24 protein-coding genes are annotated in these 23,666 nt (G+C 73.6%); 11 read left to right on the top strand and 13 right to left on the bottom strand.

The window, feature by feature from the left end; all coding sequences use genetic code 11:
* Positions 1–7: 7 nt before the first annotated feature.
* The gene (locus ACYVAP_RS04755; protein WP_498859776.1) at positions 8–1,228 is read left to right on the top strand and encodes an MFS transporter; all 1,221 of its coding nucleotides are present in this window, start codon (positions 8–10) and stop codon (positions 1,226–1,228) included.
* Here ACYVAP_RS04755 and ACYVAP_RS04750 read toward each other — a convergent pair whose 3' ends face one another.
* A complete protein-coding gene (locus tag ACYVAP_RS04750) occupies positions 1,229–1,972 on the bottom strand; it encodes a beta-keto acid cleavage family enzyme (protein WP_498859775.1) in 744 nt (247 codons plus the stop codon).
* Between the two features lie 81 nt (positions 1,973–2,053).
* Between ACYVAP_RS04750 and ACYVAP_RS04745 the strand changes: the two genes are divergently transcribed.
* The 6 genes from ACYVAP_RS04745 to ACYVAP_RS04720 all read left to right on the top strand — a co-directional run bounded on the left by ACYVAP_RS04745 (position 2,054) and on the right by ACYVAP_RS04720 (position 9,205).
* Positions 2,054–2,464: a VOC family protein gene (locus ACYVAP_RS04745; protein WP_498859774.1), complete on the top strand. Its 411-nt coding sequence runs from the start codon at positions 2,054–2,056 to the stop codon at positions 2,462–2,464.
* Positions 2,465–2,580: 116 nt separating this feature from the next.
* Positions 2,581–3,906 carry a NupC/NupG family nucleoside CNT transporter gene (locus tag ACYVAP_RS04740; RefSeq protein ID WP_498859773.1) on the top strand — a complete coding sequence of 442 codons (1,326 nt, stop codon included), beginning with the start codon at positions 2,581–2,583 and terminating at the stop codon, positions 3,904–3,906.
* Positions 3,903–4,124: a hypothetical protein gene (locus ACYVAP_RS04735; RefSeq protein ID WP_498859772.1), complete on the top strand. Its 222-nt coding sequence runs from the start codon at positions 3,903–3,905 to the stop codon at positions 4,122–4,124. The genes ACYVAP_RS04740 and ACYVAP_RS04735 overlap by 4 nt, the downstream gene beginning before the upstream one ends.
* A gap of 81 nt (positions 4,125–4,205) precedes the next feature.
* Positions 4,206–6,398 carry a heavy metal translocating P-type ATPase gene (locus tag ACYVAP_RS04730; RefSeq protein ID WP_498859771.1) on the top strand — a complete coding sequence of 731 codons (2,193 nt, stop codon included), beginning with the start codon at positions 4,206–4,208 and terminating at the stop codon, positions 6,396–6,398.
* Between the two features lie 260 nt (positions 6,399–6,658).
* Positions 6,659–6,868: a heavy-metal-associated domain-containing protein gene (locus ACYVAP_RS04725; protein WP_264450327.1), complete on the top strand. Its 210-nt coding sequence runs from the start codon at positions 6,659–6,661 to the stop codon at positions 6,866–6,868.
* 78 nt (positions 6,869–6,946) lie between these two features.
* Positions 6,947–9,205 (top strand): heavy metal translocating P-type ATPase, encoded by a 2,259-nt coding sequence (locus tag ACYVAP_RS04720; protein WP_498859770.1) that lies wholly within the window; start codon positions 6,947–6,949, stop codon positions 9,203–9,205.
* 26 nt (positions 9,206–9,231) lie between these two features.
* Here the strand turns inward: ACYVAP_RS04720 and ACYVAP_RS04715 are convergent, their stop codons facing one another.
* From ACYVAP_RS04715 to ACYVAP_RS04695, 5 genes are all read right to left on the bottom strand, one after another.
* Positions 9,232–9,993 carry an alpha/beta fold hydrolase gene (locus ACYVAP_RS04715; protein ID WP_498859769.1) on the bottom strand — a complete coding sequence of 254 codons (762 nt, stop codon included), beginning with the start codon at positions 9,991–9,993 and terminating at the stop codon, positions 9,232–9,234.
* 46 nt (positions 9,994–10,039) lie between these two features.
* Positions 10,040–11,443 carry a PepSY-associated TM helix domain-containing protein gene (locus ACYVAP_RS04710; RefSeq protein ID WP_498859768.1) on the bottom strand — a complete coding sequence of 468 codons (1,404 nt, stop codon included), beginning with the start codon at positions 11,441–11,443 and terminating at the stop codon, positions 10,040–10,042.
* Positions 11,444–11,546: 103 nt separating this feature from the next.
* Positions 11,547–12,806 (bottom strand): Dyp-type peroxidase, encoded by a 1,260-nt coding sequence (locus tag ACYVAP_RS04705; RefSeq protein WP_498859767.1) that lies wholly within the window; start codon positions 12,804–12,806, stop codon positions 11,547–11,549.
* Positions 12,803–13,459, bottom strand: coding sequence for a copper chaperone PCu(A)C (locus tag ACYVAP_RS04700; RefSeq protein WP_498859766.1), 657 nt, complete (start codon positions 13,457–13,459; stop codon positions 12,803–12,805). Before ACYVAP_RS04700 ends, ACYVAP_RS04705 begins: the two co-directional genes overlap by 4 nt.
* Before the next feature lie 275 nt (positions 13,460–13,734).
* The gene (locus ACYVAP_RS04695; RefSeq protein ID WP_498859765.1) at positions 13,735–14,415 is read right to left on the bottom strand and encodes a hypothetical protein; all 681 of its coding nucleotides are present in this window, start codon (positions 14,413–14,415) and stop codon (positions 13,735–13,737) included.
* A 47-nt stretch (positions 14,416–14,462) separates the two neighbouring features.
* On the opposite strand from ACYVAP_RS04695, the gene ACYVAP_RS04690 reads away from it, so the two are divergent.
* Together ACYVAP_RS04690 and ACYVAP_RS04685 are read left to right on the top strand one after the other, a co-directional pair.
* On the top strand, positions 14,463–14,999 hold the full coding sequence (locus tag ACYVAP_RS04690) for a GNAT family N-acetyltransferase (RefSeq protein WP_498859764.1): 537 nt from the start codon (positions 14,463–14,465) through the stop codon (positions 14,997–14,999).
* Between the two features lie 112 nt (positions 15,000–15,111).
* A complete protein-coding gene (locus ACYVAP_RS04685) occupies positions 15,112–16,026 on the top strand; it encodes a DUF4862 family protein (protein WP_498859763.1) in 915 nt (304 codons plus the stop codon).
* Positions 16,027–16,043: 17 nt separating this feature from the next.
* Here ACYVAP_RS04685 and ACYVAP_RS04680 read toward each other — a convergent pair whose 3' ends face one another.
* The 4 genes from ACYVAP_RS04680 to ACYVAP_RS04665 form a co-directional block, all read right to left on the bottom strand.
* Positions 16,044–17,765: an ATP-binding protein gene (locus ACYVAP_RS04680; protein ID WP_498859762.1), complete on the bottom strand. Its 1,722-nt coding sequence runs from the start codon at positions 17,763–17,765 to the stop codon at positions 16,044–16,046.
* Between the two features lie 118 nt (positions 17,766–17,883).
* Positions 17,884–18,525, bottom strand: a complete 642-nt coding sequence (locus tag ACYVAP_RS04675) for a dihydrofolate reductase family protein (RefSeq protein WP_498859761.1) — start codon at positions 18,523–18,525, stop codon at positions 17,884–17,886.
* A gap of 80 nt (positions 18,526–18,605) precedes the next feature.
* Complete coding sequence (gene panB, locus ACYVAP_RS04670) at positions 18,606–19,460, bottom strand: 3-methyl-2-oxobutanoate hydroxymethyltransferase (RefSeq protein ID WP_498859760.1); 855 nt, start codon at positions 19,458–19,460, stop codon at positions 18,606–18,608.
* 85 nt (positions 19,461–19,545) lie between these two features.
* Positions 19,546–20,802: an MFS transporter gene (locus ACYVAP_RS04665; RefSeq protein WP_498859759.1), complete on the bottom strand. Its 1,257-nt coding sequence runs from the start codon at positions 20,800–20,802 to the stop codon at positions 19,546–19,548.
* Positions 20,803–21,000: 198 nt separating this feature from the next.
* Here ACYVAP_RS04665 and ACYVAP_RS04660 point away from each other — a divergent pair, with 198 nt between their 5' ends.
* Positions 21,001–21,384, top strand: a complete 384-nt coding sequence (locus ACYVAP_RS04660) for a hypothetical protein (protein ID WP_498859758.1) — start codon at positions 21,001–21,003, stop codon at positions 21,382–21,384.
* Between the two features lie 99 nt (positions 21,385–21,483).
* The gene (locus tag ACYVAP_RS04655) at positions 21,484–21,606 is read left to right on the top strand and encodes a hypothetical protein (protein WP_498859757.1); all 123 of its coding nucleotides are present in this window, start codon (positions 21,484–21,486) and stop codon (positions 21,604–21,606) included.
* Between the two features lie 40 nt (positions 21,607–21,646).
* Here the strand turns inward: ACYVAP_RS04655 and ACYVAP_RS04650 are convergent, their stop codons facing one another.
* The 3 genes from ACYVAP_RS04650 to ACYVAP_RS04640 form a co-directional block, all read right to left on the bottom strand.
* Complete coding sequence (locus tag ACYVAP_RS04650; protein WP_498859756.1) at positions 21,647–21,823, bottom strand: hypothetical protein; 177 nt, start codon at positions 21,821–21,823, stop codon at positions 21,647–21,649.
* 9 nt (positions 21,824–21,832) lie between these two features.
* Entirely contained in the window at positions 21,833–22,090 is a 258-nt protein-coding gene (locus tag ACYVAP_RS04645; protein WP_498859755.1) for a hypothetical protein, read from the bottom strand.
* A gap of 165 nt (positions 22,091–22,255) precedes the next feature.
* Positions 22,256–23,608 (bottom strand): acyltransferase family protein, encoded by a 1,353-nt coding sequence (locus ACYVAP_RS04640; RefSeq protein WP_498859754.1) that lies wholly within the window; start codon positions 23,606–23,608, stop codon positions 22,256–22,258.
* Positions 23,609–23,666 lie beyond the last annotated feature (58 nt).

Here is a 23,666-nt window from a genome sequence, read left to right as displayed (position 1 = left end):
CGTCCTCATGAGTCCGATCGTCCCGACCCTGCGCCGCCGCCGCTGGGCCCTGTTCGCGCTGTTCCTGCTGCCGGGCCTGTCGATGGCGGCGTGGGTGACGCGCACCCCGGACGTACGCGACCTGCTCGGCGCCTCCACCGCCCAGATGGGACTGGTGCTGTTCGGCCTCTCCGTCGGCTCGATGACCGGCATCCTCTCCTCCGGTCCGCTCGTCATGCGGCTCGGCACCCGGCCCGTGGTGCTGCTCGGCTCGGCGCTCGTGGTCCTCGCCCTGCCCACCATCGCCGTGGGCGCCGTGACCGGGCAGGCGCTGCTCACCGCGTTCGGCCTCGCCTTGTTCGGCGCCGGCATGGGCGGCGGCGAGGTCGCCATGAACGTCGAGGGTGCGGAGGTCGAGCGCCTGAGCGGGCGCCCCTTCCTCCCCGCGCTGCACGGCTGCTTCAGCCTGGGCACCGTGATCGGCGCGGGCCTGGGCATCCTCGCCAACGCCGTGCGCTTCCCCGTGATCGCCCACCTCGGCCTCACCGCCCTGGTGGGGGCCGGCCTGCTCGTCTGGGCCGTGCGCGCGATCCCCGCCGGCACGGGGCGGCTCAGTGCGGAGGACCGCGCCGCGCAGGCCACCGGCCCGCGGCTCACGCTCCTGAAGGACGTGCGGCTGCTGATGATCGGCGGCGTCGTGCTCGCCATGGCGCTCGCCGAGGGCACCGCCAACGACTGGCTGCCGCTCGTCATGGTCGACGGCCACGGCTTCGGCGCGACCATGGGCTCGACCGTGTTCGCCCTGTTCGCCGCCGCCATGACCGTGGGCCGCTTCGCCGGCGGGCCGATCGTGGCGCGGGTGGGCCGCGCCCGCGTGCTCACCGTCAGCGCGCTCTTCGCCGACGCCGGCCTCGCCCTCATCTCCGCCGTGGACAGCCAGGCCGTGGCCGTCGCCGCGGTGGTGCTGTGGGGCCTCGGCGCCTCCCTCGGCTTCCCGCTCGCGCTCTCCGCCGCGGGCGACTCCGGGGCGAACCCCGCCGCCCGCGTAGCCCTCGCCTCGACGATCGGCTACCTCGCGTTCCTCGTCGGCCCGCCCACCCTCGGCATGCTCGGCGAGCACGTGGGCCTGCGCGGCGCGCTCGTGGTCCCGCTCGCGGTGGTCCTGCTCGCCGTCGGCCTCGCCCGCGCCACGGGCGAGCGGCCCGTCCGCGAGGACTCGAGCACCGGGGAGCTCGAGACCGTCCGCTGATCAGCGGCGGTCCTCGCCCTGCTCCTCGAGCCCCAGGAAGTCCCGGCAGCGCCGCACCAGCTCCGTGTTCGACGCGGCGACCGTCCCGTCGGCGCAGGTCAGCGTGTCTTCGAGGCCGATCCGGGTGTCCACCCCGATCTCGAGGGCGAGCAGGACAGCGGACCAGGTCGAGCGCTCCTCCCCGTGCAGCTGCAGCGGGAGGTGCGGCGCCACTCCGTCGAGCTCCGCGACGATCGCCTGCGCGGCCGCGCGGATCCGCCCCGCAGGCAGGTCCGGCACCTCGACCAGCGCCCGACGGCAGGAGGGCGCGAGCGGGGACCGGGTCCACTCCCGTGCGGCCTCGGGCGTCCACAGCCCCGCCTCGACGCCCACGCCGCGGGAGAGCAGCAGGGCCGCGAGCTCCTCCGCGCCCTCCTCGTGCCAGTTCACGGTCGCGAGGCCCGGCAGCACCGTCCAGGCCTCGACCGCGGAGAGCCTCTCCTCCGCCGCGCCCGCGGCCCACGGCCCCGTCGTCACCGACAGCGCCACCCCCGGCACCGCCGCCCGGAAGGCCGCGAGCCAGCGCGCCACGTCCTCACTGCGCAGGGAGTCACGGCCGTCCGCGTCCTGGGGGTGGAGGTGCACGTCATGGGCCCCCGCGGCCACGGCGCACGCGGCATCGGCCGCCACGACGTCGGGGTCCGCGGAGAGCGCGGGGTGCTCCTCGGGGGTGCGGGCGCCGTTCACGCAGACCGTCAGCAGCATGCGACGAGCGTACGGGGCCGACGGGAGGTGGCGGGCGCGGGGCCGGTCTAGCGTGGGGACCCCACCGGGCGAGGAGGCCCCATGACGTACCCCGTGCTGAGCAACACCCCGATCGACGCCCGCGACGCCCGCGCGCTCGCCGAGTTCTACCGGGAGCTGCTGGGCGTGCGCTACCGCGCCGGCGACGAGCCGCCCGCCCCGCCGCAGGCCGACGACTCCGACTGGCTCGTGCTCGTGGACGAGCAGGACCACCGTGTGCTCGCCGTGCAGGCCGAGCCCGACCTGCGCCCCTCCACCTGGCCCAGCGAGGAGGTGCCCATGCAGATGCACATGGACTTCCGGGTGCCCGACGCGGCGGAGCTCGAGACCCAGCGGGCCCGCGCCGTGCAGCTCGGCGCGCGGATGCTCATGGACCGCAGCGCCGACCCCGACGAGCCCCCTTACGTCATGGGCGACCCCGAGGGGCACCCGTTCTGCCTGCTCGTGGGCTGAGCGCGGGCGACGTCGCGGTGGTGCCGGTGGACACGTCCCCCTCCTGAACCACCGTGCCGTTCGCCGGGGGTGGGTAGGGTGACCGCCGCCGGATCCCCGCGAGAAAGTGAGCCCCGGTGTACCTCGCACTCAACGTCCTCGGCGTGGCCGTGTTCCTCGCCCTCGGCTGGCTGTTCTCGAAGGACCGCCGGGCCATCCGCTGGCACTCCGTGGGTCTCATGGTGGCGCTGAACCTGGTCATCGCCTGGTTCCTCACGAGCTTCCCCGCCGGCCGCGCCGTGGTCCGCGGTGCCGCCGACGGCTTCGCCTGGCTCGTCGCCATCGCCTACGAGGGGATCAACTTCGCCCTGCAGGACTGGGTCGGAGCCGACGGCACGGACCCTGCCCCGGTGAACTTCGTGGTCAGCGCCCTGCTGCCGATCCTGCTGATCGTCCCCCTCTTCGACATCCTCAGCTACATCGGGTTCCTGCCCTGGCTGATCCGCTGGGTGGGCCGTGGCCTGAGCTTCGTGACCCGCCAGCCGAAGTTCGAGACCTTCTTCGCGGTCGAGATGATGTTCCTGGGCAACACCGAGGCCCTCGCCGTCTCCCGTGCGCAGCTCAAGCAGATGTCCGCGCAGCGCGTCGTCACGATCGCCATGATGTCGATGAGCTGCGTGACCGCCGCGCTGATCGGCGCCTACACGCAGCTGGTCCCGGGCGAGTTCGTGCTCACCGCCGTGCCGCTGAACTGCATCAACGCCCTGCTCGTGGCGAGCCTGCTGTTCCCCGTGCACGTCCCCGAGGAGGAGGACGTGATCGTCGGCGTCGGCGCCGTCGAGGCGACCACCGCCGGGACCGCCGCGGCGTCGACCGAGGCTGCTCCGTCGGCCACGACGACCCTCGAGACGGAGGGCGCCGACGGGGAGACCACCGAGAAGAAGCCCGCCCGCCCCGCGCGCGAGCCGTTCTTCTCCTTCCTCGGCGACTCGATCCTCGGCGCCGGCAAGATCGTGCTGATCGTGCTCGCGAACGTCATCGCCTTCGTGGCCCTCGCCGCGCTCGTGAACCACCTGCTGGGGCTCATCAACCCGGCGCTGTCGCTGCAGGCGATCCTCGGCGTGGTGCTGTTCGTGCCCGCGCTGCTGCTGGGCCTGGACCCGGCGACCGCCTTCGACGTCTCCCAGATGATGGGCCTGAAGCTCGTCACGAACGAGTTCGTGGTGATGGGGCAGATCACCGGGGACATCGGCGGCTTCGACCGTCACCACCAGGCGGTGCTGACGGTCTTCCTCACCTCGTTCGCGAACCTCTCCACGGTGGGCATGATCATCGGCGCCCTCAAGGGGCTCGTGGACGGGGAGAAGAACGACGTGATCTCCCGCAACGTGTGGCGGATGCTGGTCGCCGGCATCCTCGTCTCGCTGCTCTCGGCGAGCCTCGTGGGGCTGTTCGTCTGGTGAGGGCCGGCGGCCCGGCTCACCAGGCGTGGGCCTCCGGGGCCGGGGAAGATCTCGTCGAGCGCGGCGAGGTCCTCCTCCGTCAGGCTGATGTCGACGGCGCCGATCGCCGAGTCCAGGGAGAGGTGGGCCTGCTCATCGACACCGGCGACGGGGACGCCGAGGAGAAGTACCACCGGATCGGCGCGGTCGCCGGTGTCGCGGAGAGCGAGATCGGCTGAGCCGACGGGGGAGGGGCGGCGTGTTCGCCGGCGATGCCCCCACCCTTTCCCTGATGCCCCGAGGGGGTATACCTTCGGGGCATGGACGCACGGCGAAGGATGCCGCCGGAGCACGCGGAGCACGACCCGCACGCCGGACACGAGATGCACGGCGGTCACGACATGCCCGCCGAGCACGACATGCATGCGGGTCACGACATGCATGCGGGCCATGACATGCACGTCGGGCATGACATGCATGCGGGCCATGACATGCACGGAGGGCACGGGGGTCACGGCGGGCACGGCGACCACGTCGGCCGGTTCCGTCGGCTGTTCTGGATCATGCTCGCCCTCGCGGTGCCCGTCGTCGGCCTCTCGCCGATGTTCGCGGACCTCCTCGGCTACACGATCCCGGGCGTGCCCGGCCTGCGCTGGGTCGCGCCGCTGCTCGGCACCGTCATGTACGCCTGGGGTGGGCGGCCCTTCCTCACCGGCGCCGTCTCCGAGCTGCGTGCCCGCCGGCCCGGGATGATGCTCCTCATCGCGCTCGCGATCACCGTCGCGTTCCTCGCCTCCTGGGGCGCCACGCTGGGCCTGCTCCACCACGAGCTCGAGTTCTGGTGGGAGCTCGCGCTGCTCATCGTGATCATGCTGCTCGGGCACTGGATCGAGATGCGCTCCCTCGCACAGACCTCCTCCGCCCTCGACTCCCTCGCCGCGCTGCTGCCCGACGAGGCCGAGCGTGTGGAGGGCGAGCAGATCGTGCGCGTCAGCCCCGCCGAGCTGCGCGCCGGCGACCTGGTCCTCGTGCGGCCCGGCGCTGCGATCCCGGCCGACGGCACCGTCGCGAGCGGCCGCGCCGAGGTCGACGAGTCCATGGTCACCGGCGAGTCCCGCCCCGTGGAGCGCAGGGCGGGCGACCGCGTGGTGGCGGGCACCGTCGCGACGGACTCGAACCTGCGCGTCGAGGTCACCGCCACCGGGGAGGACACGGCGCTCGCCGGGATCCGCCGGCTCGTCGCCGAGGCCCAGGCCTCCACCTCCCGCGCCCAGCGTGTGGCGGACACGGCCGCCGCCTGGCTGTTCTGGTTCGCCCTCGGCGCGGCCGTGATCACCGCGATCGTCTGGTCGCTGCTGGGGATGCCCGACGAGGCCGTGATCCGCACGGTCACCGTGCTCGTCATCGCCTGCCCCCACGCGCTGGGCCTCGCGATCCCGCTGGTCGTCGCCATCGCAACCGAGCGTGCGGCCCGCGGCGGCGTGCTCGTCACCGACCGCCTCGCGCTCGAGGCGATGCGCACCGTGGACACCGTGCTCATGGACAAGACCGGCACCCTCACCCGCGGCGAGCCCGCCCTCACCGGGGTCCTCGCGGCGCCGGGCACCGGGCTCGACGAGCCGCAGCTGCTGTCCCTCGCGGCCGCCGCGGAGGCGGAGAGCGAGCACCCGCTCGCCCGCGCCGTCCTCGGGCGCGCCGAGCACGACGGCCTCGCCGTCCCGGCGGGCGCCGACCACGGCTCGACCCCCGCGCTCGGTGTGAGCGCCCGCGTGGACGGGCACGTGATCCGGGTGGGCGGCCCGCGCCTGCTCGAGGAGTCCGGGCTCGACCCGCTGCCCGGCACCGCGACCTGGCGGGAGGAGGGCGCGATCGTCCTGCACGTGCTGCGGGACGGGGAGGTCGCCGGGGCCCTGCGGCTCGCCGATGCCGTGCGCGAGGAGTCCCGCGAGGCGGTCGAGGCGCTGCACGCCCTCGACATCGAGGTCGTCATGATCACCGGCGACGCGCGCTCCGTCGCAGAGCGCGTGGGGGCGGAGCTGGGGATCGGCCGGGTCCTCGCCGAGGTGCGCCCCGAGGACAAGGAGCAGGCGGTCGCCTCGCTCCAGGCCGAGGGGCGGAGGGTCGCGATGGTGGGCGACGGCGTGAACGATGCCCCGGCCCTCGCCCGGGCGGACGTCGGCATCGCGATCGGCGCCGGGACCGACGTCGCGATCGCCTCCGCCGGGGTGGTGCTCGCGAGCTCCGACCCGCGCTCGGTGCTCTCCGTCATCGCGCTCTCCCGCGCCGCCTACCGCAAGATGCGCCAGAACCTCTGGTGGGCGGCCGGTTACAACCTGCTGTCCGTCCCGCTCGCCGCGGGGGTGCTCGCCCCGATCGGGTTCGTCATGCCGATGTCCGTGGGGGCGCTGCTGATGTCCGCCTCGACCGTGGTGGTGGCGCTGAACGCGCAGCTGCTGCGGCGCCTGGACCTGCGCCCCGCCGCAGGCGTCGCCGCCGCCCTCGCGCGCCGGTGACGGGGGAGGGGTAAGGAGGCTCCAGGAGTGGTCGCGAAGCGAGCCAGGGCCGTCGGGGACCGATCGCCGGCGGCGTCACGGCGAACGGGCTCGTTTCCGCGCCACCTCTGGAACGCTGCGACACAACCCGTTGACCTGCGCGCGGGCCGGGCGGGTCGAGGTGGCCACATGCCTTGACTCATACCCCCTAGGGGTATAAACTCCCCCATGGGCGGGAATCCAGGAGGGGTTCCCCGCATGATCGTCGAAGGAGGCCCACGATGGCTGCACAGGAGTACCAGGTGACCGGGATGACCTGCGGGCACTGCGAGATGTCCGTGCGCGAGGAGGTCGGCGAGATCCCCGGCGTCACCGACGTCCAGGTGAGTCACCAGACCGGCAGGCTCGTCGTCACCGCCGCCTCGCCCCTCGAGGACACGGCCGTCATCAGCGCCGTCGAGGAGGCCGGCTACACCGCCGTCCCCGCCTGATCGGCGCCGCCTGCTCGGCACGCCCCGACCTCGCACAGCCCACTCCGCAGCCCACACGCACAGCAGGACAGGAGCACCATGGACAGCCGCGCCCCGCTCATCGCCGACTCCGGCATCGAGCTCGAGATCGGCGGGATGACCTGCGCCTCCTGTGCGAACCGGATCGAGCGCAAGCTCAACAAGCTCGACGGCGTGAGCGCCACGGTGAACTACGCGACCGAGAAGGCGAAGGTCACCGCCCCCAGCGGCTACGACCCGCAGCTGCTCGTCGCGGAGGTCGAGAAGGCCGGGTACACCGCCGCCCTCCCCGCGCCCCCGGCGCCGGAGGCCGACGACGCCGCGGAGGCGGAGGACCCCGAGCTGCGGTCCCTGCGCCAGCGGCTCATCGGCGCGGCCGTGCTCACCGTTCCCGTCATCGCCCTCGCGATGATCCCCGCCCTGCAGTTCGAGTACTGGCAGTGGCTGTCCCTCACCCTCGCCGCCCCTGTCATCACCTGGGGTGCCTGGCCCTTCCACAAGGCCGCGCTGACCAACCTCCGCCACGGCGCCGCCACCATGGACACGCTCATCTCGATGGGCACCTCCGCGGCGTTCCTGTGGTCCCTCTACGCACTGTTCCTCGGCACCGCCGGCATGCCCGGCATGACCCACGGCTTCTCCCTCGCGATCGCGCCGTCGGACGGCGCCGGGAACATCTACCTCGAGGTGGGCGCCGGGGTCACCCTGTTCATCCTCGCCGGCCGCTACTTCGAGAAGCGCTCCAAGCGGCAGGCCGGCGCTGCCCTGCGGGCCCTGCTCGAGCTCGGCGCGAAGGATGTCGCCGTGCTGCGGGACGGCATCGAGGTGCGCGTGCCCATCGCGCAGCTCGCCGTCGGCGACGAGTTCGTCGTGCGCCCCGGGGAGACCATCGCGACGGACGGCGTCGTCGTCTCCGGCACCTCCGCCGTGGACGCCTCGATGCTCACCGGCGAGTCCGTCCCCGTCGAGGTGGGGGAGGGGGACGCCGTCACCGGCGCGACCGTCAACGCGGGCGGCCGGCTCGTGGTCCGCGCCACCCGGATCGGTTCCGAGACCCAGCTCGCCCGCATGGCGCGGCTCGTCGAGGACGCCCAGACCGGCAAGGCCGAGGTGCAGCGCCTCGCGGACCGCATCTCCGGCGTGTTCGTGCCGATCGTCATCGCGATCGCCCTGGTCACCCTCGGTGCCTGGCTGATCGCCGGGTTCCCCGCGAGCGCCGCCTTCACCGCCGCCGTCGCCGTGCTCGTCATCGCCTGCCCCTGCGCCCTCGGCCTCGCCACGCCGACGGCCCTGCTCGTCGGCACCGGCCGCGGCGCCCAGCTGGGCGTGCTCATCAAGGGCCCCGAGGTGCTCGAGTCCACCCGCGCGGTGGACACCGTCGTCCTCGACAAGACCGGCACCGTCACCACCGGCCGTATGACCCTCACCGACGTCGTCACCGCGCCCGGCACCGACCGCGCCGAGCTGCTGCGCCGCGCGGGCGCCCTCGAGCACGCCTCCGAGCACCCCATCGCCCGCGCGATCGCCGCCGGCGCCGCCGAGGAGGCCGGGCCCCTGCCCGAGGTCACCGGCTTCACGAACCTCGAGGGCCGCGGCGTGCGCGGCACCGTGGAGGGTCACGAGGTCACCGTGGGTCGCGCGAGCCTGCTCGACGCCTCCGCCGCCGGCCTCCCCGATGATCTCGCCGCCGCGAAGGCCGACGCCGAGGCGCAGGGCCGCACCGTCGTCGCCGTCGCCTGGGACGGCGCGGCCCGCGGGCTGCTCGTCGTCGCCGACGCCGTGAAGCCCACGAGCGCCGAGGCGATCCGCGGCCTGAAGGACCTGGGCCTCACCCCCGTGCTCCTCACCGGCGACAACACCGCCGTCGCCCGGCAGGTCGCCGCCGAGGTCGGCATCGAGCAGGTCCTCGCCGAGGTGCTCCCCGAGGACAAGGTCGACGTCATCACCCGGCTCCAGGGGGAGGGGAAGGTCGTCGCGATGATCGGCGACGGCGTCAACGACGCCCCCGCCCTCGCCCAGGCGGACCTCGGCCTCGCGATGGGCACCGGTACCGACGTCGCGATCGAGGCGGCCGACGTGACCCTCGTACGCGGCGACCTCCGCAGCGCCGTCGACGCGATCCGCCTCTCCCGCCGCACCCTGCGCACCATCAAGGTGAACCTCTTCTGGGCCTTCGCCTACAACGTCGCGGCGATCCCGCTCGCCGCGCTGGGCCTGCTGAACCCGATGCTCGCCGGCGCCGCCATGGCGTTCTCGAGCGTGTTCGTCGTCGGCAACAGCCTGCGCCTGCGCGGCTTCCGCTCCGTCATCCCGCGCTGATCCCCCGGTGCGCGGCGGTGCCGCGCTCAGCCCTGCCCGAGGTGCTCCTCGATGAGCGCGGAGACCTGCGGCGGGCGGTCCTGGTTCGCGTTGTGCGCGGCGCCCGCGACCACCTCGAGCCGCACCTGCGGGTCCCGCTCCGCGAGGCGTCGCAGGGCCGCGGCGATGTTCCCCGAGCGGTCGCGCTCGCCGAGGACCGCGAGCACGGGCACGGGGAGCCGGTAGGCGGGATCCGGGGTCAGCGCCTCCCGCCAGAAGTCCATGACCTGCGCGAAGGCCTCCCGGCCGATGGCCTCGAGCCGCTGCCGCACGTAGGCGCGGGTGGCGGGCTCGGCGCCGCAGGCGCGCGCGGAGGCGGCGAGCGTCCAGCCCCACGGCAGCGACCGCAGCACCGGGCCCGTGCTGCGCAGGGCGAGCACGTCGCCGCGGCGCAGCGGGCCGTGGTTGTCCGTGCAGTCCACGAGCACGGCGCGGCGCGCGAGAGCCGGGTCCCGGGCGATCAGGGACTGGACGAGGTTCCCGCCGAGCGACTGGCCCACGAGGGTGACGTCGGCGCCGGCGAGCGGGGCGAGCAGCGCCTCGATCTCCTCGAGCGCCGCGCGGTAGCGGAACGGGCCCGCGACGGCCGAGCGCCCGTGCCCGGGCAGGTCCGGGCAGAGCACTCCCACGCCCGGCGGCAGGGCCTCGATCTGGGCGTCGAACATGGCGCCGTCCATGCCGGCCCCGTGCAGGAGCACCACCCAGCGACCGTCGGCCGATTCCCGCCTGCGCACGTGCAGCGCCGCCATCGGATCCCCCTGCCCTCGTCGGGCCCGGCCGGGCCCTGCGCCGAGCCTAGCGAGCGCCGCGCGGGAGCCGGGCGGCCACCTGGTCCACGACGAGGAAGGCGAGCAGGCCCAGGCCGATCATGGGGAGGAACAGACCGATCGCGACGGCGACAGCGGCGACGGCGAGCACGCCCCACCAGGGCGCCGCGCGCAGCGCACCCCGGGCGGGTATGCGGCCGGGGCGCGATCCCCGGCCCCGCTGCCACCACATGACGTAGCCGGTGACGACGACCCCTGCGATGCCGAGCGCGACGGCCGCGACCACCAGCTGGTTGACGAGCCCGAACAGGGTGCCCATGTGCAGGTCCACGCCCCAGCGGGCGAGCTTCGCCATGAGCGGGTAGTCCGCGAAGTCCGCCCGGTCCACGACCTCGAGGGTCGTGGGGTCGATCGCGACGGCGTCCACCTGGGTGGGGTAGCTGCGGTGGATCTCCTGGACGACCCAGGCGGTGCCCGGGGAGCCCGACGGGCGGATCTCCACCTGCGAGGAGTCGATGCCGGCCTGCCGCGCGGCCGCGAGCACCCGGTCGTAGAGCGCAGGGGAGTCCTCGCTCCTGTCCATCCCGGCCATGTCACCCATGCCCATGCTGCTCATGCCCGCGCCGTGCCCGGCGTACTCGCCGGCACCCGATCCGCTGCCGGTCCCGTCCAGGGTGGTGTCCACCGCGGGCACCGTCCAGTCGAGCGCCGCGCGCAGGGCCGTGACGTTCGCGCCCGCATGCGCGGACCACGTGATGCCGGTGGCGGAGAGGAACAGCATGCCGAGCGCGAGCACCACTCCGGCGGGGGCGTGCCAGGAGGGCGTGCGGCGCCGCCCCGGTGCGCGCCGTCGCGGCCGGGTGACCGCGGCGCGGGTCGCCGGGCGGCGCACCCGCGCGATCCACAGGCCGATCCCCGCGACCGCGACCACCCCCAGCCAGGAGGCCGCGAACTCGCTGTACAGCCGGCCCGCCTCGCCGAGGTGCAGGTTCCGGTGGAGCTGGTCGATCCAGGTGCGCAGCGGCAGCGCGCCGCTCGTCCCGTACACGGTGAGATCGCCGCGGATCTCCCCGCTGCCGGGATCCACGAAGATCCCGCGGGACTCGCTCTCGCCGAGACCCTCCCCGGCGAGCATGACGCGGGTCGTGTCCCCGGGAGACGGGGCGGGGCGCACGGCGACCACGTCGCTCTCCCCGGCGTAGGCCGTGGCGGCGGCGACCTGATCGGCGAGGGGGAGCGGCGCATGGGTGGAGGGCGCCGTGAGCTCGTGCTTGTCGACCACGCGCTCGAGCGGGGTGGACAGGGCGTAGAGGGCGCCGCTCAGGGCGACGACGATGAGGAAGGGGCCCACCACGATCCCGGCGAGCGTGTGCAGCCGCAGCAGCAGCGGCACGAACCAGCGGGGACGGGCAGGGGGACGGGGTGACGGCATGGAAGGGCCTCGTGTCGGAGGAGGGAGAGCAGGGCAGGCTCCCGCCCGCCGGCCGAGGAACGGAGACCCCGGCCGGCGGGCGGGAGGTGGAGCGGGAGCGGCCTCAGGCGAGCACGGACTGGCCCAGGTACTCGCCCTCGGCGCAGCCCGGCGGGATCGCGAACACCGCGGAGCCGATCGGGCTCGTCCACTGGTTCAGCAGGTCCAGCTCCGCGACGCGCCGCTGGATGGGCAGGAACTGCCCCTCGAGATCCGCCTGGAAGGAGCAGAAGATCTGGCCCGCCTCGGAGATCGCGTCCGAGCCCGCGGGCGGCGGCACGTCGTAGTGGAACGGCCGGCGGAAGATCTCCTGGTGCTCGCCGTCGTCCACCCCGTTCGCCCGCCGCATGTGCGCGAACTCCGCGATCCGGGAGAAGCCGTTCTCGGTGAGCGCGGTGAAGTCCGCGTCGTCCGTCTCCTCGGTCCCGGTGAGCGGCGCGCCCGTGTCCAGGTGCGTGCCCACCGCCTCCTCCCGGGCGGTGCGATCCGCCTCGTCCCAGGTGTCGAGGTCCATCCGGATCCGGCGGATCACCATCGAGGTGCCGCCCGCGAAGGGCCCCTCCGAAATCCACACGATCCGGGAGAAGTCCTCACTGCCCAGCGCCGCGTTCGCGGAGCCGTCGAGCTGGCCGAAGAGGTTCCGCTGCGTGGTCGCGGGCCGCTGCACGCCGTGCGCGCGACGGAACCCGTGCTGCACCCAGCGGAGGGTCGTGAACGAGCGGGCGTCCTTCAGCAGCATCCGCACCGTGTGGGACAGGGTGACGGGGTCATCGGACCCCACCTGCAGCAGCAGGTCGCCGTCGCAGAAGGCGTCCTGGAGCTCGTCGATGTCGAAGGCCGGGAGCGGGGCGAGCCACGAGGGCACCTCCCGCTCCGCCCGCCGCAGCAGGCCCGGGCCGAACCCGGCCGTCACCGTGAGGTGGGCCGGGGCGGTGACCATCTCCGGCTCCACGTCCGCGAGCGGCGCCTGCCCCGTGGTGAGGCGGGCGGCGTCGTCGGTGAGCAGCCGCAGCAGGCGCAGCACCGCGTCCCGGTCCACGCCGTCCCGAAGGTCGAGGGCGAGGAACGTGGCGTGGGCCTGCGGCTCCGTCTCCACGCCCGCCTGGTGGGCGCCGTGGAAGGGGAGCGTCCCTGCACCCATGAGCGCGGGCTCGGCGGGCGCGGCGGGGGTGGTCGCTCCGCGGGCGGAGCCGACGGCCCGGTCCAGGAGCGCCCCCGCGGCGCCGGCCCCCACGAGCCCGGCCCCGGTGGTGCCGGCGAGCAGGAGCCGGCGCCGGCCGCGGTCCGCGGTGTCCTGTGGCTCAGGGGCGTCGCGGCGGGTCACTCGTCGCCGCCGTCCGAGGCCATGGAGCCGTGGTCCATGCCCTCCATGCCCTCCATGCCCTCCATCTCGCCGCCGCCGTCGGAGGGGCTGTAGTTCTCCTGCGCCCCCGCGAAGTCCTTCACGGTCGCGGTGATCGGCAGCTCGGCCCCGCCCGCGAACTGCAGCGTCACCTCGACCGCGTCCCCGGCGAGCAGGGGCGCAGTGAGGTCCATGAGCATGATGTGGTCCCCGCCCGGCTCGAGCCGCAGCTCGCCGCCCGCGGAGATCGCGAAGCCGCCCTCCTTCTCCTTCATGCTCATGCCGCCGGAGCCGTCGGCGTTGGTCTCGTGCAGCTGGACCATGCCCGCCGCGGAGGACGCCGCGCCCACGAGCGTCACGGCGCTCGACGAGGCGTTGGTGAGGGTGCCGAACAGCCCGGACATGCCGGACTCCACCGCCTTCACCCACGCGTCGGCGAGGGAGAGGTCAGCGGTGTCGACAGTGTCGACGGCGCCGTCCGAGGCGGAGGAGCCGGTGGAGCCGCCGTCGGAGCCGGCGTCGTCGGAGCCGCCGGCGCTGCAGGCGGCGAGGGGGAGGGCGAGCGCGCCGAGCAGGGCCGCGCGCCGCGAGAGGGACGAGCGGAGAAGGGTCGGGGGCAGGGTGGTGCGAGACATGGGAGTCCTTCGGTGAGGGCCGGGCTCGCGCGGTCACCGGGCTCTGCGCCGTCGGCGTCGCACCCGGGGGTGCGTCGCCGCCCACCCGCAGGGCCGCGGGGCCGACGGGGACCGTCGGCGCGGCGACCTGCAGGGCAGGGGCAGGCAGGGATGACCGGGGGAGGTCCCGGTGCGGGGCGCGGAGCAGGGGCTCCGCGCGTGATCGTCCGCGTGCCGCCGAGCAGCACCCGCGACACGGGGTCGGGGGCGCGAGGGGAGGGCCCGTGGGCCTGGGCTCAGGCGGCGAGGAGCAGCGGGGGACCCCGCAGGACCTGCTCGGAGAGGACGGCCCGCTGGGCGTGGTCGAGGTGCGTGAGATCCGGGACCGGGCGCGGCCGGGCGGCCGGCACGAGCACCGGCGCGGCAGGCGCGGGGAGGCGGCCCAGCACGCCGATCAGGCGCCGGGCGGCCCCGAAGGCGCGGAACAGGAAGCGCTCCCCGCGGTGCAGGAGCACCGTGGTGAGCAGGCCGGCGAGCACGTGGCCCAGCAGCATCCGCGGGTCCATGACGAGCCCGTGCGCGGCGTGCGTCGAGGCCGTGCCGCCGATCTGGGCGAGGTGCCCGGCGTGCGTGCTCGGGGCCGTGCCGGCCGTGGTGAGCGTGTGCTGGTGGTGGTAGAGCTGCGAGCCGGGCGGGTCCACCATCGTCACGGTGCCGCTGCCACCGGTGGTGACGACGAACAGGGCATGGAAGAGGGCCTGGCTGCCCAGCACCGCCGCGCTCAGGCGCAGCAGGGAGAAGCGGGCGCCGGCGAGCACGGTGCACGCGGTGACCGCGAGCCACCAGGTGATCGCGATCCCGAGCAGCGCGGGCAGCTCGCCGCCGCCCAGGAGGTGGCCCGTGAGCGCCACGGCGGTCGTGACCGTCGCCGCGGCCGCGCCCCGCACGAGGCGCAGCGGCTCCCGGCTCGAGGTCATGGCGTCCATTCTGCCCCGGTGTCGCACGGCCCTGCCACCATGGCGCCATGACCTCGCCCTCCCCGCGACTCACCCTCGACGCCCCCGTGCCGGGCGACCTCGAGGACCTCCACCGGATCTACTCCGACGCCCGCACCTGGACCCACCTGCCGAGCGGCCGCTTCGCCGGCCCCGGCACGACCCGGGCGGCGCTCGCGCGCTGGCTCGAGGACTGGGAGCGCGAGGGCCTCGGCGCCTGGGTGGTGCGGGAGGGAGGACAGGTCGTGGGGCACGGCGGCTGCGCGGTGCGGGGCGGCGCCTTCTGGAACCTCGGCTACCGCTTGGCGCCCGAGGCGCAGGGCCGCGGCCTCGCCACGCAGGTCGCCCGCGCCGCCGTGGACGCCGCCCGGGAGCGGCGCCCCGAGCTGCCCGTCGTCGCCTACCTCCTCGAGCACAACGCGGCCTCCGCCGCGGTGGCCCGGAAGGTGGGGCTCACGCTGCGCCACCGCGCCCCGGACGCCGGGAACCCGGATCCGACGGCGATCCGGCTCGTCATGGCCGATCGGGAGCTCAGCGAGCAGGAGCTCGCCGCGACCCTGCGCTGAGCCCGGCCCGCGCCCGCCCCGACCGGGCGGATCGGCGAGGATGGCCCCGGTGCGCCCGACCGAGCGGCCCCGCAGCAGCGCGCGGCGACAGGTCGGCGGCGAGAGGAGACCCATGTCCGAGACCACGATGACGCCCCTGCTGGTGGGCGCATACGCGATGCTGCCCACGGATCCCGCGGAGCAGGTCGAGCTGTACGCGGGCCTGCGGGGGAGCGGGGCGGACGGCCTCGAGATCCCCGACCACCACCTCCGCGCCGAGGACGGCTCGCTGGTCGAGGGCCTGCTGGACGTGCTCGGCCTCGGCTTCACCTCGAGCGTCGTCACGGCGATCCCCTCCACCATGAAGCGCCAGGCCGGGAACCCCGGCGAGGGTCTCGCGAGCGCGCGGGAGGACCTCCGGCGCGCCGCGCTCGGCTTCCACGAGGAGATCGGCGCCGCGATCGAGCGGGTCAACGACCACCTGGGCCGCGCCGCGATCACCGGCGTGCTCGTCCACTCCGCCCCCACCGGCGCCGCGGACGCCGGCGCCTTCCGCCGCTCCCTCGAGGAGCTCGCCGCCACCACCGAGCGTCGCGGCATCCGGCTGATGGTCGAGCACTGCGACGCCGCGGACGGTGCCGGTCCCGGCGAGAAGCGCTTCCTGAGCCTCGCCGAGGAGCTCGAGGCGTCCGCCGGGCTCGGGGTGCCGCTCACCGTCAACTGGGGGCGCAGCGTCGTCGAGTCCCACGACCCCGCCACGCCCGAGCAGCAGATCCGCGAGCTCGCCGCCGCCGGCCTGCTGGGCGGCATCGCCTTCTCCGGCGCCTCCGGGGACACGACTCCCTACGGCGCCCCATGGGCGGACGTCCACCTGCCGCTCGACGCCGACGAGCCCGCCTCGCTCCTCACCGCCGGGACCGTCCGTGCGAGCCTCGACGCGGCGGGCGGCGCCGAGCGCTACCGGGCGATCAAGGTGCAGGCCCCGGCCGGGGCCGCCGTCGCCGAGCGCCTCGCGATCATCGGCTCGATCGTGGGCCTGCTGCGGTGACGCGCGGCGGACAACGATCAGGGCGCCGCTGCCAGCAAGTACTTTCGATTCCTACTCTGAGGAGGGGCCGTCGCGACGACCACTCCTTGTTCGACGAGTTCCCGCAGGAGGGGGCGCAGCGCATTCCGGTTCTTGCCCGTTGCTGTGGCGATGTCCCCGATCGAGCGCGGATTGGTGGCATCGAGCAGCGAGAGGATCTCCCACTGTGCGCCGGAGCTGGTGGGCGTGCTCCGCATGTCTGACAGCGCGTATGGACCATCGCCGATCCCGATGAGGAGTTCCTTCGCGACGAGCAGTGAGAGGACATTTCGGCATTCGTCGGAGTCGAGTCCCAGGTTGCTCCTGAGGTCGGGCACTGACACCTGACCCTTCGTCCGTGCGATCGCGAGCGCGACATCATGATGGTGCCCGCGTTCGTCCCTTGCAGGAAGCTGATCGAGCCAATCGCGGACCTCCGCGGAGATGAGCCCGAAACGTGCGAGGCGGACGACGACGTGGTCGATCGTCGATGCGCTGTAGTCAGGCGCAGGCAGTCCCCGTCCACGCATGGCATTGACCATGTGGAGGACCCCCGACCCCTGGTTCTCGGCGACCGTCGACCGGCCGTCAGGCGTGGGGACCGCCGTCATGAGCTGGACCAGGCTCTCGTTCCGCGCTTCGGAGTACCCCTCGGTCACGTTCTCCTTGGTGCGGTCACCCCAGAATCCGCCCGGGCTGCGCACTTCGACCCGGTCGGCGTAGATGTCCACCGCGACCTGCTGACCGCGGACATAGGTCGAGTAATCCCGATGCAGCACGGCATTCGTGACGGCCTCACGGATGACATCCGTGGGGATCTCCGGCTCGTCGGTGCCGGAGACGCCGTCGACTATTCGTCTGCTGCTGAGGTTCTTTTGGACAGCGGTGACCGCGTCGTCGATCGCTTGGGGGAGGGGACCGTCGCAGCGGCGCCGGTCCAGGAACCTCACGGTGGGATCCGTGGACTTCGCTGTGCCCGGGTGCGCGGTGACGTCGATGAAGAGCTGGGGGAACTCACGCTGTGGGTAGACGTCCAGGGCAAGGAATCCTGCCAGGGTTGGCGCACTGTGGGGGCCGAGGGCATTGACTCGTCGCAGTCCGCCTTCGATATCGCCCTCATCGATTCCCCGGAGAGCACGGGTGTTCCGTCGGAGGCCGTCGAGTGTTCGTGCGACGAGTTCGGAGTCGAGTTCGGCGACAGTGGCATCAGGCAGCTCTTCCCGATCTGTGCGGTCCGAGGCGTGTCGGGTGCGGAGCAGGTAGATCTCGTAGGGACTGAGGTGTCGATCTGCATCGCCCACTCTCTTGTAGCTGCCCTTCTCCATTCCGCGATCCGTGACGAAGCATGGTGCGGTGATTCCAGGGCCCTCGATGAGCGGGTGGATGCGGACTGTGACGACCTGTTCTCCGTCGACCTCGGCGAGTGATGGTTCGAACGGAGGCACGGGCGTGACCTTCGGGTGGGCTCCATCGGCACTGTCGAGCCCAGAGAGAAGGGTGGCGAGAATCCGGCTGGCCGCGAATCCGCCCGCATGGGTGAAGCCCGCCTGCTCATCGAGCCCCAGGATGAGCAGCCCGCCGTCCGTGTTCGCGAATGCAGAGATCGACTCCCACGTAGACTTCGGGAATCCGCCAGCGGCCGCCTTGACCTCGACGAAGGCGTCATCCTGCGACTGTCGTCGCAAGCGCGCGACGTGCTCATCCAGCTCGAGGTCGATCATCGGCTCACTGTAGATCAACTGATCCTCAGTGTATAGAGTGAGGCGCTCACTCTATAAAGTGAGCTCATCACTGTAGAAACTGAGAGACGAGAGAGGTGACGCGCGGTGGGCCGGCGCGTCACCGCCAGAGGAAGCAGTGCTCGACCCCGCTCGGCGCGGTGACCTTCTCGATCGTGAAACGGCCTGCGAGATCCTCCGGGGAGTCCCACAGCTTCAGCCCCTCGCCGTACTCGAGCGGGGCGATCGCCACGTGCATGTCGTCGATCAGATCCGCATCGAGGAACTGCCGCACGGTGCTCACCCCGCCGCCGATCCGCACGTCGAGCCCGCCCGCGGCCTCCTTCGCGAGGGCGAGCGCCTCCTCGGGGGTGCCGTCGACGAAGTGGAAGGTCGTCTCGCCGACCTGCAGCGGCTCCCGCTCGAAGTGGGTGAGCACGAAGACCGGTGTGTGGAACGGCGGCTCCTCGCCCCACCAGCCGCGCCAACCGTCCTCCGGCCACGGGCCGCGCTGCGGGCCGAACTTGTGGCGGCCCATGATCTCCGCACCGATGCCGTGCGCGAAGTCCCGCGTCAGGTAGTCCTCGATGCCGCGGGAGCCCTCCGGGTTCTCCATGCCCGGGAAGCTCACCGTCGTGAAGGCCCAGCCCATCAGCTGCATCGGGTCGACATGGCCGAAGGGCCGCTCGAGGGTCTGCTCCGCACCGGCACCGATGCCGTCACGGGAGACGCCGAAGTTCTGGACGCGCACGCGCTGTGCCATGGGAGGTCCTCTCGCCGAAGGGTGGGCCCATGCTCCTCCGCGGCGTCGCCCGTGTCACCACCTCAGGGTGACGAGGGTGCTCAGAAGCTGTGCTCGGGGCCGGGGAAGGACCCGCCCCGCAGCTCCTCGTCGAAGGCCCGCGCCGCGCCGGCGAGCGCGCCCCGCAGATCCGCGAACTGCTTCACGAAGCGGGGCAGCCGCCCCGAGTTCAGGCCCGCCATGTCCTGCCACACGAGCACCTGCGCATCGCAGCCCGCCCCGGCGCCGATCCCCACCGTCGGGATCCGCAGCTCGCCGCTGATGCGCGCGCCGAGCTCCGCCGGGATCATCTCGAGCAGCACCGCGAACGCGCCGGCCTCCTGCGCGGCGAGGGCGGAGGCCAGCAGGGCCTCGCCGCCGTCGGCCCGCCCCTGCACCCGGTACCCGCCGAGCGTGTGCTCCGACTGCGGGGTGAAGCCGAGGTGGGAGATGACGGGGATCCCGCGGGAGGTGAGCATCTCGATCTGCGGGAGCATCGGCTCCCCGCCCTCCATCTTGACCGCGTGCACCCCGGCCTCCTTCACGAAGCGCACCGCCGTTGCGAACGCCTGCTCCGGTGAGACCTCGTACGAGCCGAAGGGCAGATCGGAGATCACGAGGGCATGGCGCGCCGCGCGGGAGACCGCGCGCGCCATCGGCAGCATCTCCTCGACCGTGATCGGCTGCGTCGCGTCGTTGCCGAGCACCGTGTTCGAGGCGGAGTCGCCGATCAGCAGGGCCGGGATCCCCGCCTCGTCGAAGACCTCCGCGGAGAAGCGGGCGTACGCGGTGAGCATCGACCAGCGCTCACCGCGCTGCTTCATCTCCTGGAGGTGCGGGATCCGCACACGCCGCCGACGCGGGGACGAGGAGGCCGGGGTCGACGGGGCGCCGTAGGGCGCGGGCTGCTCGGTCACGCGCCCCGTGCTCGCACCGCCGTCGGTGCGCGCGGGAACGGGGTGGGCGTGATGAGGGCCGCGCCGGAAAGAAGAGGCACCGGACCTACCCCGACCCGGGGCCCGCCGCCCCGTTCGGGCGGAGGAGCCGTGACGCGGGGAGCGCGAGCAGCGAGATGCCGACCAGGGCGAACACGAGCCAGAGGGCGCTGCGCGTGGAGGTGGCCTGTGCGAAGACGCCCACCAGCGGGATCAGCGCCGGCCCCGCACCCATCGTGGCGATGCTCCAAGCCGCGCTGGACCGGGACATGAGGTGGTCCGGGGTCAGCTCCATGCGCAGGGCGGCCATGGCCGAGTTCGTGATCGAGGAGAAGAACAGCACCGCCGTGAAGGCCACGACGAGCAGCACGAGGCCCGGCGTCCCCGGGGCCGCCAGCGGGTACAGGGCGTACCAGGGGGTGCGCAGGAGGCTCGACCACCAGACCGTCGGGCCCAGGCGCCATCGTGCGGCGACGCGACCCGTCACCCATGCGCCCGCGAGCCCGCCGAGGGACGGGATCCCCATGTACAGCCCGTACTGCAGGGAGGTGAACTGGAGGTCGCGGAGGGCGAAGACCTGCGTGACGGGGGTCAGCGCGGCGACGGCACCCGCGAAGAGCAGCCAGGAGAGGAACAGGCGGCGAAGCATCGGCTCCCCGAGGAGGAAGCGGGCACCCGCGAGCGCCTCCCTCGAGCGCCGCGTGTGCGCGGAGCGCTGGGGCGGCGGCCCCTCGGGGCGCGGGATCGAGCGGACGAGGACTGCGCTGAGCACGAACGTCGCCGTGTTGACCAGGAGCAGCACCGCCGGGGAGGTGACGGAGGCGAGGACTCCGGCCGCCGAGGGCCCCAGGATCAACGCCGTCCAGGTGGCCGCCTGGAGCTTCCCCAGCCCGTCGGCCCGGATCGCCGGGGCCAGGAGTTCCTTCGTGTGCGCGGAGCTGGCGCTGCCGAAGAGGATCTGCAGGGCGGCGTTCACCGCGAGGGCGACGAACATCCAGGCGGCGTGGAGCGTCCCCGTGAGGAGCAGGACGGCGAGGAGCGAGAACATCGCGGCGCGGCCGAGGTCCGCCCCGATCATGAGCGGACGCTTGCGCCGGAACTCGGCGACGTAGCCGGCCGGAAGGGCGGAGACGAGGATCGTGACCGCGGCGGTCGTCGCGAGGAGAGCGACCGTCGCCGACGACAGCCCGAGCTCGCCGACCGCGATCAGCGGCACCGCGACGGAGCCCAGCGCCGACCCCGACTGCGCGAGCAGTGCCGCAATCCAGAGCCGCCGGAAGGAGGGGTCTGCCATGGCGTTCGCGGTCGGGGGATCCTCAGGCAAGCGCCTCTCCTCGTGGGGATGGTCGACAGGGCCCGTGGTACGCGACGAGCACTTCAACGTACAGGAGGACGAGGGCGCGCGGGCGCGGCGCGGTCGTCTTCGCTTCCCGTGGGTGAAGATGACCCAGGACCAGCGCCGAATCCGACGGCGCCATCTCGGGAGGAGCCGTCGATGTCAGGTGCAGCCGCCCGATGGCGCATGACCACGGTCGTCCTCTGCGTGCTCGCCGTCCTCGTTGCGAGTGCCGGGGCGTTCCTGGGTGGCCGTGCACTGGTGAGGGAGATCTTCCCGTGCACACAGCAGGTCCTCGAGCAGGCGGAGCAGACGGGAGCGTGGCTCGACGCGGCGCTCGACGAGGCCGACGGGTACGAGGTGCTCACCTACGACTGCGACTCGGGATCCCTGCCGTCGATCGCCTTGGACGTGCCTGATCAGGAACGGTTCGTCGCGGAGCTGACGGCGACCTTCTCCTGTCGTGAGGAGACCGCGCCATCGGCCGGGGAACCCCAGGGGTATATCTGTGATCTGCCGAGCGGGTCGGCCTACGTCGATGCCGAGGGTTTCGTGAGGCTCGTGGGGTGAAGCCGCCGGGCAAGGCGGAAAGTTGTGAGAACGGTCCGGACCGGCCGCGAGGGAGAGGTGGAATGTGGGCTCGAACCGATGTGCCCGAAGGAGGCCCTGATGACCGACACCGACACCCGCAGCACCGCCACCGGCACCGGCACCGGCCGAACCGTGACGCTCGAGACGAGCACCTACCGCTACGCCTGGCTCCGGCTCGACGAGCTCGACGGCCGCCGCTGAGCGGCAGCGCAGGGGAGCCCGGTCCTGCCGGGCCCGCGGGTCAGGCGTCCGGGGTGGTGGGCGCCGCGTGCTCGCGGGCCCGGCGGATCCCCGAGGTCACGGCCGCGCGGACCACGAAGTAGAGGATCCCGAAGAAGATCGTGAACACCACGACGATCGCGAACAGCGGGAACAGGATGGCGATGGCCTCGAAGCCGCCGATTCCGGTGTAGTCCATGGTCAGAGCCTAATCGCGGAGAGCCTGCTCCGCGGTCGGTTCGGGAAGGGTGCTCGGCGCGGGAGGCTGCTGGAGCGCGATCTGGACGGGATCCGCCAGGGGATCCGTCGGCGTCACCTGCCCCGTCGGGCCGCTGTGCCGGTTCATCACCGCGACGGCGACGATGACGAGCGCGCCGAGCACGAAGATCAGCAGCAGCACGAGCATCGAGGGGTCCCACGGCGTGGAGAGGCCGACGGGCATCAGCCCGGAATCGGGATCGCTCATGGCTCTGCCTCCACCTCTGCTCGGGGACCCGTGCGGCTCGCACGGAACAGGACCGGCGGCCCCTGCGGCCCGTCCATTCGGGACAAGGTAGCGGGAACCGGGCGGAGCGGACGAGCGGATCCCGCCGCCGAGACAGAGCCGAGACCTTCAGGGCTGGCGAGGAGGTCACCTGCTCGCCAGGGCAGGTGCGGACGATGTCGGAGCCACCGGGCTCCTCGAGATCCGCGGCTCACCGGAGCGTGGGCCCCGGATCCGGGCGAGCGCCCCCAGCAGCAGGGCCAGGGCGAGCAGCCCGCTGAGCGGGGAGATCCCCGCGGCGAGCAGCACCAGCAGGCCGGCGAGGCCCAGCAGCACCGCCTGCGCGGTGCGCCGAGGAGCGTGGGTGGGCCGCGCGGGGCGCAGGCGCTCGAGGGGACCGGCGAGCCAGGCCGCGGCGGCGGTGAGCGCGATCGACGCGGCGAGCCACAGGGGTCGGCTCGCCCACCAGGCGGCGCTCGAGGGCTCCGGCAGGGTGAGCAGGCCCTGCTGGGAGAGGAGCAGGGAGCCGCCCGCGAGGAGCAGCAGGGCGGAGAGGTTCCACAGGTAGAAGGTCATGGTGCGGGCGGTGACGAAGCCGGTGACCGCCGCGATGCGGGGCCGGGCGGCGAGGCGGGCGAGGTGCGGCCGGGCGAGGGAGAGCGCGAGGGTCTGCGCCGAGCCGATCACCAGCAGCGCCGTCGTCGGCGGGTTGAGGTGCGCGATGAGGTCCGGGGACCAGAACCCGCTGACGAATGCCGTCCCGAGCCCGGCGAGGGCCACGACGATGCCGGCCGCCCGCACGCGTCGGGGCAGGGCGTCGATGCGGCCGTCGGCCAGCAGGAATCCCGCCTGCTGCAGCGCGAGCCACACGAAGCCGAGGTTCGCGTAGCCGATCGCCTCGATCCCAGTCTGCCCGCGCAGCAGGTCCACGGCGACGGCGCCGCCGGCGAGGGCGGCGAGCGAGGCCCACGGGGCGCGCTCGTGGGCGCGCAACAGCAGCGGCAGCAGGGACTGCACACCGAGGAACACGGCGAGGAACCACAGCGGTTCGCGCCACCGCAGCCCCGCCTCGTCCAGCAGTCCGTCCGGGACGCCCGCGGCACCGAGCGCGGCGAGCACCACGACGGCCGCGGCGACCGGCGCGAGGAGGGGCACCAGCAGGCGATGGACCCGGGCGGTGACGAACGCCGTCGCCGTGCCGCCGCGCTCCCGGAGCCGGCGGTGCGCGATCGCCCCCGCGAAGCCGCTGACCACGAAGAACAGCGGCATGACCTGCAGCAGCCAGGTGAGCGGCGGGTACCAGGCGGCGCCGCGGGTCGCGTACTCGAGCACGGGGCCGGCGGCGCCGAGCGTGGCCGTGACCTGGAGGCCGTGCACGAGCATCACCGCCGGCACGCACAGGGCGCGCACGAGGTCGATGCCCGCGTCGCGACGGGACGGGACGGGCGGCGGGACGGGGACGGGCGCGGGGCGCGGGGGCGCGAGATCGATGACGGTCATGGGGGCTCCTCCTCGGGATGACGCCGAGGAGGCTAGGGACGAGATGCCCGCGGCCACG

It is taken from the genome of Brachybacterium horti, assembly GCF_054777615.1.
Note: the sequence above shows the minus strand (reverse complement) of the source record. Positions and strands in the feature narration are given on the sequence as shown.